The 14081-nt window shown below is 58.7% G+C and carries 10 protein-coding genes; 9 read left to right on the forward strand and 1 reads right to left on the reverse strand.

The features are described 5' to 3' along the window. The 9 genes from VGC62_RS20660 (at position 1) to VGC62_RS20700 (ending at position 11755) form a co-directional block, all read left to right on the forward strand. On the forward strand, positions 1-1215 hold the full coding sequence (locus VGC62_RS20660; protein WP_331188934.1) for a hypothetical protein: 1215 nt from the start codon (positions 1-3) through the stop codon (positions 1213-1215). An 11-nt stretch (positions 1216-1226) separates the two neighbouring features. Further along, complete coding sequence (locus VGC62_RS20665; RefSeq protein ID WP_331188959.1) at positions 1227-4550, forward strand: ImcF-related family protein; 3324 nt, start codon at positions 1227-1229, stop codon at positions 4548-4550. Then, positions 4547-6136 (forward strand): type VI secretion system protein TssA, encoded by a 1590-nt coding sequence (gene tssA, locus VGC62_RS20670; protein WP_331188935.1) that lies wholly within the window; start codon positions 4547-4549, stop codon positions 6134-6136. The genes VGC62_RS20665 and tssA overlap by 4 nt, the downstream gene beginning before the upstream one ends. Positions 6137-6160: 24 nt before the next feature. Next, entirely contained in the window at positions 6161-7930 is a 1770-nt protein-coding gene (gene tssF / locus VGC62_RS20675; protein WP_331188936.1) for a type VI secretion system baseplate subunit TssF, read from the forward strand. Further along, the gene (gene tssG, locus VGC62_RS20680) at positions 7894-8985 is read left to right on the forward strand and encodes a type VI secretion system baseplate subunit TssG (RefSeq protein WP_331188937.1); all 1092 of its coding nucleotides are present in this window, start codon (positions 7894-7896) and stop codon (positions 8983-8985) included. Before tssF ends, tssG begins: the two co-directional genes overlap by 37 nt. Next, on the forward strand, positions 8966-9502 hold the full coding sequence (gene tssJ, locus VGC62_RS20685) for a type VI secretion system lipoprotein TssJ (RefSeq protein WP_331188938.1): 537 nt from the start codon (positions 8966-8968) through the stop codon (positions 9500-9502). The genes tssG and tssJ overlap by 20 nt, the downstream gene beginning before the upstream one ends. Before the next feature lie 2 nt (positions 9503-9504). Continuing rightward, positions 9505-9954, forward strand: a complete 450-nt coding sequence (tssE, locus tag VGC62_RS20690) for a type VI secretion system baseplate subunit TssE (RefSeq protein ID WP_331188939.1) — start codon at positions 9505-9507, stop codon at positions 9952-9954. Next, positions 9954-11099 carry an OmpA family protein gene (locus VGC62_RS20695; RefSeq protein WP_331188940.1) on the forward strand — a complete coding sequence of 382 codons (1146 nt, stop codon included), beginning with the start codon at positions 9954-9956 and terminating at the stop codon, positions 11097-11099. Before tssE ends, VGC62_RS20695 begins: the two co-directional genes overlap by 1 nt. 245 nt (positions 11100-11344) lie before the next feature. Continuing rightward, the gene (locus VGC62_RS20700; RefSeq protein ID WP_331188941.1) at positions 11345-11755 is read left to right on the forward strand and encodes a hypothetical protein; all 411 of its coding nucleotides are present in this window, start codon (positions 11345-11347) and stop codon (positions 11753-11755) included. Between the two features lie 107 nt (positions 11756-11862). Here the strand turns inward: VGC62_RS20700 and VGC62_RS20705 are convergent, their stop codons facing one another. Next, positions 11863-14049, reverse strand: a complete 2187-nt coding sequence (locus tag VGC62_RS20705) for a patatin-like phospholipase family protein (RefSeq protein WP_331188942.1) — start codon at positions 14047-14049, stop codon at positions 11863-11865. Positions 14050-14081: the final 32 nt, after the last annotated feature.

The raw sequence follows: 14081 nt of genomic DNA on the forward strand, positions 1-14081 counted from the left end.
GTGCCTGTCGACCTCAAAGCCTTGCCAGAGAAACGCGCGCTACCTCAGCCACCTCATGCCTGGCGCTGGTGTCTGATCGTTCTTCTGTGTTCGTTGCTGGTGGGCGCTCTGGTCGTTTTGTTATGGCCGGGCGATAGCTGGCGACTCTCGCCGTGGTTCTGGTGTTGTGCGCTGGTACTGCCCTTGATGTCGGGGCTGGCGCTTTATGCATTGCGCCGACTGATCTATGAGAGGCGTTGCGAGTATCTGGATAGCTGGAACCAGACTCATGCAGAGCAAGAGCAAGTGCTTATTAAAAAAGGCCAGCGTGCCATTGCGTTATTGGCCACGTCCTATTGCTGCGGGGCCGGTTATAACCTGATCGCTCAGGCGCTGCTGCGGGGCAGTAAGCCCTTGCACCCGGTTTATATCAAGTCGAAAGCGCAAACACTGCGTTTAAGTCAACTGGAGCCTTCAGCGAGTCTTTATACCGAGGACGAATACACACAGCGGCTGACGACCTCTTTGCAGCAGGTGATGCGCGGTCTTGAACCGGAGATGGAGCGCTATAGGCGCAATAGACCTTTGTGCGTTCGCATCCGACATAACCAGGTGCTTGGCGATGAGCAGGTCCTGTCGTTATGGCGCTCTTGTCGAGGTAGTGAGCAGTCTGCTGATCAAGTGGTTTTTGCCACGCAGGACGACGGTCTTCTCTGGTTGGATACCTGGCTGGATGAGCATGAGCCAGATCAGTTGCTGCTGTCGCTAGAGTTCAATCTGTTCCTGGATCCTGTCGCGGAGCATGCCGAATCAATCTCGGCAGTATTACTGGCGCAACCTGACAGGCGCGCAAAGCAGCGTTTGACGCCAATAGCCTGGGTTCACCGGCCTGTGCCGATGACTGAGCCAGCGGGCGGTGTGCTGGACGCGCTTTTTTGGGGGCAGGTCGCCGCTGAGAACAACGAATTTTTTACCTGGCAAACCCAGTTACCCAGTGAATTGCGAGCTGATGTAACGGTCGCGATGAAGGCTGCCGGGCGTTCGCTTGATAGCGCCCGCTGTCACTCGCTGGATGGCTCGTTGGGTTTACCAGGGTGTGCGGTGGGCAACATGGCGTTGATTATCGCCAGTGAAAACGCCGCGATTGAAGGTCAGGCGCAACTGTTGATGTTGCAGGACGCTTCGCCGCAAGCCTGCGTTATTCAACCGGTTTGCAACGCTGAAGGGAGGGATTGATTGTGCAAAAGATGCGTACCAGTGGATGGGTTTTAGTGCTTTGCCTGCTGGTTATTGGCGGGATATTTATTTGGATCGATAACCCGATATTTCCGCAGGAATACGCGGCCGATAGATTCAAGTTGTCGGCTGGGTTATTGCTTGTTTGCCTGGCATTTCTGTTTATTGAAAGTATCGGTGGGCTGGTTGATAGAACGTTGGGGGCCATGGACTTTCTTTCATTCTGGAAGAAACAAGCTGGCATTCCGCGCAGTGATTTAGTTCACAACAAGACTGATCCTGGTGTTCTGGACACATGTAAAGGGCACCTTCGCGAACACTACGGCTTCTTCTGGCGCCGCCAGACCCGCCTGCTGCTGATCGTCGGCGAACCCGCGCAGATCGAAGCCATTGCCCCCGGCCTGACGGTCGAGCAACAGTGGCTGGACGTGCAGGGCACGTTGCTGCTGTGGGGTGGCAGTGTGCAAGGCAAGCTCAATGAGCCGCTGATTGAACAGTGCCGCGGGCTGTGTCGTTGGCGGGGCCTGGACGGCGTGGTGTGGGCGCTGGACAAAGACCAGAGCGCCAACACGGCGGCGATGAGTGCTGGTGTGACCCAGCTCAAGCAGCGGGCTCGTGGTCTGGGTTGGCAGTTGCCGCTGCACCTGTGGCAGGTTTGCGCCAGTACATGGCCGCAAACCGAGCGCCAGACCCAGCCGGTTGGCGTTGGTTTGTCGCCGCGCCTGAGCGCTGCGCAGGTGCAGACCCGCCTGGAGGAGCTGGTGCAACCTCTGCGCCAGCACGGTTGGGCGCAAGTGTTCGAGAATATTCCCCATGACTTTCTGTTGCGCCTATCCCGTGATTTGCATGTCGAGGGTATCGCCCGCTGGCGTCGGGCGTTGGCGCCCTTGTTGGGTGGTTCGGCCCGTGGTCTGCCGCTGCGCGGACTGTGGTTCAGCCCACCGTTGATCCGGCCTGAAAGCCAGTCGGCCTCCCATTGGCCGCTGGACCCGGCGTGGCAGGGTGTCGTCGATGACAAGAATGTACGCGCTCGCCGTTTGGGCTGGCCCGCCCCACGCATCGCTTATGCCGCGATCATGACCCTGGCCTTGCTCTGGGGGGCCGGCCTGCTGCTGTCCTTCACCAGCAACCGCGCACAGATCAGCCATCTACAAACCTCACTGGCCACTGTGCAGCAACCGGGCAACACGGATCAGCAACTGCTGGCCCTCAACGAACTGGCCCGTGAACTCGGCCGTCTGGATTACCGCGCCCAGCACGGCGCGCCGTGGTATCAGCGCTTTGGCCTGAACCGCAATGACGCACTGCTTGACGCCCTGTGGCCGCGTTATGTCGAGGCCAATCAGCGGCTGGTCCGTGACCCGGTGGCGGCGTTTTTGCAGGCGCAACTGCGGGCGTTAGTGGCACTCGAGCCCGGCAGCCCGGAGCGGGCCGACGCGGCGCGCAAGGCGTATGAGCCGCTCAAGGCTTACCTCATGATGGCCCGCCCGGAAAAGGCCGACACGGCTTTTCTGGTCAAGGCCCTGGCCAATGCCGCCCCCGTGCGCGATGGCGTGATGCCCATGCTGTGGCAGTTCTATGCCGAACAACTGGCCGCCCACCCGGCCTGGCGCATCACGGCCGACCCGGCACTGGTCGCGCAGGTCCGTCAGGTGCTGCTGGGGCAGATGGGCCAGCGCAATGCGGTCGCCAGCCAATACCGCAAGGTGCTCGACGCTGCGGCCCATCAGTACCCGGATCTGGACCTGCGGCAGATGGTCGGCGACACCGAGGCCTGGACGCTGTTTTCCACCACAGCCACGGTGCCGGGGGTGTTTACCCGGCAGGCCTGGGAAGGTCAGGTGCGCCAGGCCATCGATGACATCGCCAAGGCGCGCCGTGAGGAAATCGACTGGGTGCTCAGCGACAGCCGCACCGAGATCGCCAACGAGCTGACCCCGGACGCCCTCAAGGAACGCCTGACGGCGTTGTACTTTCAGGACTACAGCGACGCCTGGCTGGACTTCCTCAACAGCCTGCGCTGGCACCGCGCCAATGCCCTGGGCGACGTGATCGACCAGTTGACCCTGATGAGCGACGTGCGCCAGTCGCCGCTGATCGCCTTGATGAATACCCTGGCCTGGCAGGGCAAGGCCGGGACGCGCACACAGGCGTTGGCTGACTCATTGATTGACTCGGCGCAAAAGCTGATCGGCCAGGACAAGGCGCCGCTGATTGATCAACTGACGCAACTGCCTGCCAGTCCCCTGGACCCGACCTTCGGCCCGTTGCTGAGCCTGCTGGGCAAAGACCCCGAAGGCAAGAACACCAACGACAGCCTGAGCCTGCAGGCCTTTTTGACCCGGGTCACCCGCGTGCGCCTGAAGCTGCAACAAGTCAGCAGCGCCGCCGACCCCCAGGCCATGACCCAGGCCCTGGCGCAGACCGTATTCGAAGGCAAGAGCGCCGACCTCACCGAGACCCAGGCCTATGGCAGCCTGCTCGCCGCCAGCCTCGGCGCCGACTGGGCCGGGATCGGTCAGACCCTGTTCGTGCAGCCGCTGGACCAGGCCTGGCAACAGGTTTTGCAACCGTCGGCGCAGGGCCTCAACAGCCAGTGGCAACGCGCGGTGGTCAACCCCTGGGACAGCGCCTTCGCCAGCCGCTACCCGTTCGCCGCCACCGGCAGCGATGCGTCGTTGCCCATGCTCGGGCAGATGATCCGCGCCGAGTCCGGGCGCATCGAGCAGTTTCTGCACAGCCAACTGGGCGGTGTCCTGCGCAAGGAAGGCAGCCGCTGGGTGGCCGATCCCCGGCACAGCCAGGGCCTGCGCTTCAACCCACAGTTTCTTGCGGCGATCAACCAACTCAGCCAACTGGCCGACGTGCTCTACACCGACGGCGGCATGGGCCTGAGCTTCGAACTGCAAGGCAAGGCGGTACGCGACATTGTCGACACCACCTTCATCCTCAACGGTGAAAAGCACCACTACTTCAACCAACGGGAAAAATGGCAACGCTTCGACTGGCCGGGCCGTAGCGACCATCCGGGCGTCACCCTGACCTGGACCAGCGTCATCGCCAGCGAACGCCTATACGCCGACTACTCGGGCACTTGGGGCTTGATCCGCCTGCTGGAAAAAGCCCAGGCCACGCCCCTGGACGACGGCGACAGCCGCTACCGCCTGGAAATCAAGGCCCCTGATGGCCTGAACCTGACCTGGCACCTGCGCACCGAACTGGATGCCGGGCCGCTGGCGTTGCTCAAGTTGCGCGGCTTCAAGTTGCCCAAGCAGATTTTTCTCGAAGGTGGTGGGGCAGCCGAGCCCTATGCGCAGAACGGAGGTTATGAATGAGCCTGCACAGTTTGGTCACGCTGTGTTTGGGCGAGCGCGATGCTTTGGCGCTTGCCCGTGAGCAGTCGGCGAGCTGGTCGGATTGGTTGATGCCTATCAGCGGGGATTGCCCAGTGGGGCAGGACCCTGGTTACGACGATGACTTCCAGCGCATGCGTGAAGAGGTCAATAAATTGTCCGGCGCGGATGCCGATCAGGTCGTGCAGTTGGCGGAGAAACTGCTCAAACACAGCTGCAAGGATTTGCGGGTGGCGACCTATTACTTGTGGGCACGCTTGCACAAAGACGGTGAGGCGGGGTTGGCCGACGGCCTGAGTCTGCTGGCAGCCTTGGTTGCGCGTTATACCGGCGATGTGCTGCCGGTGAGGCCCAACAGCCGCAAGATGGCGCTGGAGTGGTTGGCCAGCAGCAAAGTGCTGGACAGTCTGTCGCTGTATCCCGAAGTGGTGAGGAGTGAGACTGAACGCACGGTGGCGGCGCTGGCCTGGCTGGAACATGGCCTGGAAGGTTGGCCACAGGATCAACGTCCGGCCTTGGGTGCGCTATATGGCGCGCTATCCGCCCGGTTGGCGCAGTCCGGTGGGGTGGATGCACTGGTACCGCAAAAAAGTGCCCATCATGAGTCGGGCGCGCAATCGGCTGCGCCGCCTGCCGCGAACATAAGGTCCGGACGCGATCTGTTGGATAGCGGCCGAACCCTAGCGGGTTATCTGCGCGAGCAACCTCAGGGCTGGCTGGCCGCCCACCGGCTGATGAAGAGCCTGCGTTGGGACACCGTGCATCAGCCGCCGCTTCAGGACGCCAGCGGCAAAACGCGTCTGGATCCTCCGCGTGGTGACTATCGGGTACAGCTCAAGCGGCTGTATCTGCAACAAAGCTGGGGTGAGTTGCTCGATCAGATCGAACGGATGTATGCCGAGGGCGTGAACCATTTCTGGCTGGATTTGCAGTGGTATTTGTATCAGGCATTGAGCAAACAACCCCCGCCTCAAGACGGCTGGGCCGATATTGCCAAGCGCGATTTGGGCATGTTCCTGGAGCGTCTGCCGGAGCTGGAAACGTTGTGTTGGAGCGATGGCAGCCCATTCGCTGACGAAACCACGCGCGAATGGATCTCCCAGCACGTCAGCGGCAATCGCCCTCAGCAATGGTTGCCTGCCCCTACGGCTGTAGTGACGAGCGCAGGTGATAGCGACATCCTCTCACTGGAAAGCGAAGCGCTGGCCCAGGCCGACAGCGACGGCGTCGAAGCAGCACTGGCCTGGCTGGCCGCGCGGCCCGGCGTCGAGACCGGGCGGCAGCGCTGGCTGCTGCGCCTGTTGATGGCCCGAGTCGCCGAGCAATACGGCAAGAGCGATCTGGCCGTGCATCTGCTGGGCGAACTGGATGCCACGGCGCAACGCCAGGCACTCGCCCAATGGGAGCCGGAGCTGAATTTCGAGGTCAAGGCGCGCCTGCTCAAGTTGCTGCGCGTGAAAGCCCAGCGCACCGATGCCGACAAAACCTCCCTGGCCCGGCGGATGGAAGAACTCTTGGCTGCGCTGGTCGCCCTTGACCCGGTACGCGCCGCAGTGCTCTGCGGCTAAACCCTATTTATCAGGATTCCTTTCATGAGTACCGACAACCTGACCCTGCGTTACTTCGACGCCGAGATGCGCTATCTGCGCGAGGCCGGCAAAGAGTTCGCCGAAGCCTTTCCGGACCGGGCGGCACAACTGAACCTGGACAAGCCGGGGGCGCAAGATCCTTATGTGGAGCGGCTGTTCGAAGGCTTTGCATTCTTGATGGGGCGGCTGCGCGAGAAGCTCGACGATGACCTGCCGGAGCTGACCGAAGGCCTGGTCAGCCTGCTATGGCCGCATTATCTGCGCACCATTCCATCGCTCTCGATTGTCGAGTTGGTCCCTGAGCTTGACCAGATGAAGCGCAGTGAGGTGATCGGCAAGGGCTTCGAAGTGCTGTCGCAGCCCATTGGGCCGCAACGTACCCGATGCAGCTACACCACCACCCAGGACCTGACGCTGCTGCCGCTCGCGCTGGATTCTCTGCGGCTGGCCCACGAGCCGGATGGTCGCTCTGTGTTGCGGCTGCGTTTTTCCCGTGGCGCGTTGACGGACTGGAGCCAGATTGACCTGAGCAGCATTGCGCTGTACCTGAATGCCGATGCGCCGTTGGCCAATGCGCTGCATCAGGCGCTGACCCTCAACACGCAGGCGCTCTATGTGCGTCTGCCAGGGCAGTCGGGGCGCCATGCCCTGGACGGTTATTTTTCGCCCAAGGGGTTCACGGATGACGATCGCCTGTGGCCCAAGGGAGACAGTGCTTTTAGCGGCTATCAGTTGCTGCTGGAGTATTTCACCTTTCGCGAGAAGTTCATGTTCGTGACCCTCCGTGGACTGGAGCAGATGAGCATTGAACCCGCCATGCCGTGGTTTGAGCTCGACGTGGTCTTGCGTCAGTCATGGCCCCACGAATTTGATCTGAAAGCCGAGCACCTTTGCCTGCACGCCGTTCCGGTGATCAATCTGTTCTCGCTGGATGCTGACCCGATGACGCTGGATCCCTTGCAAACCGACTATCTGCTGCGGCCCAAGCGTCTGCAAGACGGTCATACCGAGATTTATGCGGTGGATCGGGTTACGGCATTGAAGAATGCCGAGCGCGAGGACTATGTGCCGTTCACCAGCTTTCGGCACAAGGGCGGCATGCTGCGTGACGAGGCGCCGGAGCGTTATTTCCATACCCGTTTGAAGCGCGGCGCCAATGGTTTGCATGACATGTGGCTGGTCCTTGGAGGCGAAGGTTTCGACGATGATCGATTGCAGCAGAAAACCAGCCTGTCATTGCAGTTGACCGGCACCAACGGCCAACTCCCACGCAAGGCCCTGCAAAGCACGTTGCTCGATACGGTGGTGCAATCCACCCAGACCGGCTTGCGCGTGCGCAACCTGTGCGCCCCGACTTTGCCGTGCTATCCGCCGAATCGTGATCGGTTTCATTGGCGCGTGCTCAGCCATCTGGGCTCGAACTTCCTGCCAATGCTGGACAGCGCCGAGGTGCTGCGTGGCACGTTGGCGTTATACGACTGGGCGGGCACAGAACTGAACCGGCGTCGCCTGGAGGCGATAGTCGAAGTTCGCCATCACCTGGTCCAGCGTTTCGAGAAAGGCTTTCTGCTACGCGGGGTGGATATCGAAGTCACCCTGGACGCCAATGGCTTTTGCGGTGAAGGCGATATCAGCCTGTTCGGCGAGATGCTTCACCGTTTCTTCGGCTTGTACGCCGACATTCACCTGTTCAACCAACTCACGTTGATCCTGCAACCAACTGGAAAGTGCCTGCGATGGAACGAGAACCACAGTCAGCGAATTCCCGGTTGAAGACCGGCGGTTTACTGGAGGCGCTGGAGGGGCGGGTGGCCGAGGCCAATCTGTATCGCTTTTGCCAGTTGCTGGAGCAGTCCTTGCCCGATCATCCGCCCTTGGGTAGCACGGCGAGCCCGGCGGATGATCCGGTGCGCTTTCGACCCGACCCCGGCATGGGCTTTCCTGCCAGCGAATTGAAGGCTATCGAGATCGACGGGGAGCATCCGCACAAACCAGCGACGGTGCGCACGCGTTTGCTTGGCTTGTACGGTGTCGATTCGCCCCTGCCGACAGCTTATCTGGATGATATTGCCCAGCGTCGGGAGGGACATGAGGCGCTGGAGGGGTTTCTCGATATCTTCAACCATCGAATCTTTACCCAGTTCTACCGTATCTGGCGCAAGTATTCGTACCCGGCAACGTTCGAACCTGGCGGCAGCGATGCGACCTCGCAGTGCCTGTTAGGGCTGATCGGTCTGGGGATTCCGGGCACTGCCAAGCAGATCGCTACGCCGATGTCGCGCTTCCTGGCGCTGCTCAGCGTGATGCGCCTGCCGACCCGCAACGCCGAAGGCATTGTCGCGCTGGTCAAGCTGTTGGCGCCCAATACCCAGGCACGGGTAATACCGCACTGGCCGCAGAGAATCCCGCTCGCACACCCCGCCAGTTTGTCCGCGTGCCGCCCGGTGAGCTTGTCCCAAGGCATGCCGCTGGGTGGTGTCGGACACGATGCCAACAGCCAATTGCAACTGGCACTGTTTACCGAGGATCAGGGCGAGGCACGGGGTTGGTTGCCGGGTGCCCAACTGCACACCGACCTGCTGGTGTTGCTGCGTGTGTACCTGGGCTGGCGTTGCACCGCGAAACTGCAATTGTCGCTACCGGTGCGCAGCTTGCCCAAGCCGGTGCTGGGGCATACGCCGGTCATGCTTGGCATGACCGCTGCGCTGGGGCTGGGCGTCGATGCCCGACAGGAAGACGACACCATCACGATCAATCTGGGCCGCTATCAAGGCCTGCACTGCAATCCTCACGACAGAGAAATACACCATGTCACCTACCGTTTTTAATCCACTGATGCTGGCTGCGCTCACTGTGTTGCTTGGCGGCTGTGGGTTGACCCAAACCGTCGCCGACAGCACGACATCAGTCGCCAAAGCGGTTTTCTACAAGCAGATCAACACCCTGCATCTGGACGTGAGCAGCCGGGTGGCAATGAACACGGATGAGGTGGATATGAACGCCTTGTCGGTGCCGACCTTGGTGCGGGTCTACCAATTGCGCGACAGCCGAGCGATAGAGAGGGCGAGTTACGACAGCCTGTTGAACAATGATGACAGTAAGCTCAACAGTGATTTGTTGGACATGCGAGCCCTGCTGGTGAAACCGGGCGAAGGGGTGCAACTGAGCGTGCCCATGGACAAGGATGCCCGGTTCGTCGCGGTGGTGGGGTTGTTCCGTCAACCCGACATTCAGGCCGATACCTGGCGCCTGACATTGACGCGTGATGACCTGGACCCGGACCGCGCACGCCTGATCGAGCTGGGCGATAACCGACTGACCCTGCGAACTTTGGTCAAGGAGTGAGGATGACCGAGTTCAATCCTTCGCTCTACGAAACGCTCCTGCAGAACTTCGATGGCGAGTTGGATCTGTGTCAAGTCAATGAGGAGGACCAGCACACTTTATCGGTGCTGGACAACATGCAACGCATCCTCAACAGCCGGGCTGGCGCGCTCAGCCATCTGCCGGATTACGGGTTGACCGATATGAGCGTTGTTCTGCAAGGACTGCCCGCCACGGCGCACGATCTGATGACCACCATGACCACGACATTGCTCAAGTACGAACCGCGCCTGGAGGCGGTCAGCATCGAGTTGCTGCCGCAAACCTTGCCGGGGCATCTGGAGTACGCCTTGGACATGCAGCTCAAAGGCGGCCAGCGGGTTACTTTTGGCACGAGCATGAACCCTGAGGGCAAGGTGCTGGTGCGTCATTTGAAGCGGCAGAATTACCTGTCGAAACCAGGAAGGTCGTAATGGAAGGGATGTCGACGTTGTTTGAAATGCGTGTTCGGGTGGGTGGTGATCCGCGCGGTTTCAGTGAGTTCCAGGCGCTGGGCGATGAGCTGGCCAAGTTGAGCCACCCGGCGTGCCCCGATGTGGACTGGATCAAGATTGAGCAACTGTGCCTGACACTGTTCAACAAGAACGGAGCGGAACTGCAAACCGTGGCTGCCTACACACTGGCCCGCAGTCAACGCGATGGCCTGGCCGGCATGGCGGGCGGTGTGGCGCTGATAGAAGCACTGGTCGGTGAATGGCCGCGCTTGTGGCCCGCCATGGCGTCAGCGCGCCTGGATATCCTGGCCTGGTTGTTCGCTCAATTGCAGCCGCTATTACGTAGGCTGGAGATACAGGTCTGGAGTCTGCCGGCACTGCTCCAACTGGATGCCGGGCTGGAACGGTTGAGTGAACAATTGAATCGCCAGGCTCAGGTGCCGCTCGTCATGCTCGAGGTGCTGCGTCAGCAGGTCGGCAACCTGATCCAGCGTTTGCAGCGAACCAGTGCCCCAATTGAAACCACGCCGCCGAGGATGAGAGGGCCAGAACCGACCTTTATGCCGCCAGTGGTGATCCTGCCAAGCCCGCCGCCACTCGCAGCGTTCAAACCCAGGAAGCGGCGTATCGGCGCTTGGCTTTGCGCCACAGCGGCAGTCATTCTATTGGCCTGCGGATTAGGCTGGTGGGGCGGGTTGGTGGGGCCTGAGAGCGAGGGTGTGTATCGTCAGGCGAGCATTTTTCAGCGGGAGAAGATTCCCGAGCCCGTGCAACTGGACAACTTAAGGCTGTTCGATGCAGGCAGCGTCGAGCTCAAGCCAGGTTCGACCCGATTACTGATCAATGCTTTGGCCGAGATCAAGGCCCGACCGGATTGGCTGATTGTCATCACCGGGCACTCCGATACCACGGGCGATGCCGGGCAGAATCTGCAATTGTCACAAGCTCGTGCTGCCATAGTGCGGGACTGGATGCAACGCATGGGCGATATCCCCGACAGTTGCTTTGCTGTCCAGGGTGTCGCAGCCAGCCAACCCATCGCCAGCAACGAGACCGATGCCGGGCGAGCGGCTAACCGGCGTGTCGATATCCGCCTGGTACCGGAGGTGGGTGTTTGTGGGTAGGTTGCCGGACTATTCAGGCGTCGCCTGATCGGTAACACCGGCTGGTTAAATATTTTTTGGTTTCTTTAGATCGAAGAAATCGCCGGCCTCACCTGGTCTGGTAAGGCCGGTTAAAATAGTTAGCCCCGTGCACAAGGAGTTTTCACGGGGTATTCATTTGTTGTTTACCCGTAACCCGCGCACGCTTGGCACATCGAAAACCGTCCTGCATCCCGGGGCTTTTTCAACGTGCCGAGGTTCGTATCATGAAAGCCAAATCCCTATTGATGCTGCCGCTGTCAGGTCTGGTGGCTTTGCTCTGCGCCTGTGCCGGGCCGATGCCCAAAGCCGATCCGAACGAGGCCTGGATCGGTCTGCAGGAAGAGCCGTCCGCCACGCTGATGGCTCAAAGCCTGGACGGCAAACGCCTGGACGACGGCCGCTATTTCGACGTGAAACCCGGTTCGCACACACTGGATCTGAATCTGATTGTCGAAGGCAATGGTGATGACAACCCAATCAATTGTGAAACAGGCATCACCTTCAGCTCGTTCAAGGCGGGCCAACACTACACGCTGATCGAATCCAGCATCGGCGAGGAATACCGCGTCAAACTCGAAGACGCCCAAGGCAAACAACTGGGCCACAGCCACGATTTCACCTGCATGCCCGGTTAACAGAACGCTCCCTTGAACGGTCTTCGTTGAGCCCATGGTTAATGTCATGGGCTTTTTTTAAGTTAACTTGCGTCAAGGCTGCAAGTGTATGAATAAATGACCTTTGCTCACAGCAGGGTTTGGTTACGGCCAAAACATTGCGTTGGTGTACCGGCCTTGGATGTGTAAAGTAATTCATCGATGGCAACCTTTTGCCGCGCAATGACATTGTTGGTTTGGAATTCTATTTCTTCTTTGAATCTACCTGCATCTATATCTTTCCCGTTTTCGAAAAACCAGTTAACTCGGCTTGAGTAATAGGCTGCTAGATCGCGGGTTGCTCCATACATCCAGGGGGACGAGTCCACGGTCATATTCACCGTCCCGTATTGTGGGAATTCAGGGCAACCATCTTTACTGATTGCACTGCTTGCGAGTCCATTGTTCGCTATGAAACCATACAGTTCGCAAGAAGCAGGCGGGGCGTTATCCCACATCGGGCTTTTATCGCTGAAGGATGTGCTGCACGCTTCGCTGACGGCTTTGACACACTGGCTATCGTTCTGGGCGCAGGATTTATTGATGCCAATAATTGAGTTGGCGACTGCTTTACTCCCCAGCGAGGGTTTAATGACAAAAACTCTGGCGTAATAGCTATTTTTGTCCGAACCCTCTGCGGTTGGCGGGGTGCAATCTTTAGAGCGGGTAGAACTGTCCACGATACAACCCAGCAAGACCGGATGACGCCAGTTGAAAACGTCATAACCTTGGCTGTCCTCTTTTTTATTACTCAAGTCTGCGCATTGCTGATCAAGGTCTTGTAGCCCTGGCAGTCGTAAGTCCAGTTTTTGGTCTTTTATTTGAAGTTTTACTCTGCAAATATCCACCATTTGCCCCGCTCGGTCTTGTGCGTGATCGGCGATGATTATTTGCGGTACGCCTCGTCGAATCAACGCATAAACGCCCAGGTTCTCAGACTGGCCGCCGTCGGACAGGTGGATGTAGCTGGATTGACTTGTGTCTTTAAATCGCTGTCCGTAATACAGTGGAAAAGGGAGAAATTTATGGCTGTAGTAACTGGTATCGCCGATGTTTGGGTTTCTGTAGGACGTACCCCAACTGAACGTAGAGATCTTCATGAGTGCCGCAAATAAATTACGGACAGGAGGCGAACTCGTTGTTTTTTGTTGGTCATCAAAAAAGGCGGCAGCGGAGACAGTCGCTTCAGTCGGCGTGATGCCGTCAAGTTGTCCAGACCTATAACCGTATAGGCCAGACCCATATCCATAAGGTGTAAATTCGAATGAGGTGAAACGTATGTCTTTCTGCTTACCCTTGTCGAATACCGAGCGGTCTTCCCCGGCGGTCGTATTTATAATCCAAAGCGGCGCACGCTTCGCTTCATAGGCGCTTCTCAGATCGTCAAACGATAAGGTCTTGGCTTTGGCGATGTCGCCTTCTTTACGAATGTAATTTCCCGTGAACCATTGCGTTCGACACCCGTTACCGTTGCAAGAGGGAGGCGTGGCTCCGTAGGTACGCGCAATGCCTTTTGCATAGGCTGCGCGGGTAGGCGATACGTTTATTTCCCAATCGAAAATAAAATTTGGCAAGATATTTAAAACCATGGCGCCGGTCGTCAATACCAGTTGTTCAGGGATCTCACCGTTGATTTGATTGTCCGCGGTTGTAGGCTGGTAATTAAAAGCGTACCCGCCTGAAAGGCTATAGCCTGTGCTAAATAGATCCTGATAGGCCCGGAGGTAGTTTTGATAACGGTACGGATCATTATCTAAGCCGGCTCTTTGCAGACGGGTCGATTCATCACCTAAATAGTTGGCATAATTGTTACCTGCCGGGCATGGCGGAGGAGAAGGGTAGGTAGCAGATGCATACTTTTGATACTTTGCAGGTAGGCAGTCCGCAAAAAAACGTTTCGTATCGTTGGGGTCGTAAATTTTTTGACCGTTAGTATTTTCACGGGTGTCACGTGCTATTCGAGAAAAGTACCAATAACCCGCATATCCCCCGCCTGATACAGTCGAGATAATATCGACCTTAGGCATCAGTTCTGAGGTGGTTAGCCCCTGAAGGACCCCCATCGCGAACCCCGCTGCTTTTGTTCCACCTCCCGCTAAGGCGACCCCCAGTTGTGGGCTGCCTGGACGCAGGGCCGTCTCGCGCTCGTTCGGGAAAAGTGTTTTGAGATGCGCCGGCGAGTAATAACTCCCATGATTAATCAGGGTGCCGTTTTTTATCAATGTGTCATCTTTGGGCTGGGACGTATTACAACCGGCTATTAGCAGTGTCGTCATGCTTAGCGACCAATACCGGGTCGACTTTTGTT

Origin of the sequence: Pseudomonas sp. (genome assembly GCF_036404235.1) — a bacterium.
Taxonomy (GTDB): domain Bacteria; phylum Pseudomonadota; class Gammaproteobacteria; order Pseudomonadales; family Pseudomonadaceae; genus Aquipseudomonas.

Excerpts from the sequence above, each read along its gene's own strand:
- tssF (WP_331188936.1), top strand. The coding sequence starts at position 6,161 with ATGAGTACCGACAACCTGACCCTGCGTTACTTCGACGCCGAGATGCGC.
- VGC62_RS20665 (WP_331188959.1), top strand. The coding sequence starts at position 1,227 with ATGCGTACCAGTGGATGGGTTTTAGTGCTTTGCCTGCTGGTTATTGGC.
- tssJ (WP_331188938.1), top strand. The coding sequence starts at position 8,966 with ATGTCACCTACCGTTTTTAATCCACTGATGCTGGCTGCGCTCACTGTG.
- VGC62_RS20700 (WP_331188941.1), top strand. The coding sequence starts at position 11,345 with ATGAAAGCCAAATCCCTATTGATGCTGCCGCTGTCAGGTCTGGTGGCT.
- tssG (WP_331188937.1), top strand. The coding sequence starts at position 7,894 with ATGGAACGAGAACCACAGTCAGCGAATTCCCGGTTGAAGACCGGCGGT.
- tssA (WP_331188935.1), top strand. The coding sequence starts at position 4,547 with ATGAGCCTGCACAGTTTGGTCACGCTGTGTTTGGGCGAGCGCGATGCT.
- VGC62_RS20695 (WP_331188940.1), top strand. The coding sequence starts at position 9,954 with ATGGAAGGGATGTCGACGTTGTTTGAAATGCGTGTTCGGGTGGGTGGT.
- VGC62_RS20705 (WP_331188942.1), bottom strand. The coding sequence starts at position 14,049 with ATGACGACACTGCTAATAGCCGGTTGTAATACGTCCCAGCCCAAAGAT.
- tssE (WP_331188939.1), top strand. The coding sequence starts at position 9,505 with ATGACCGAGTTCAATCCTTCGCTCTACGAAACGCTCCTGCAGAACTTC.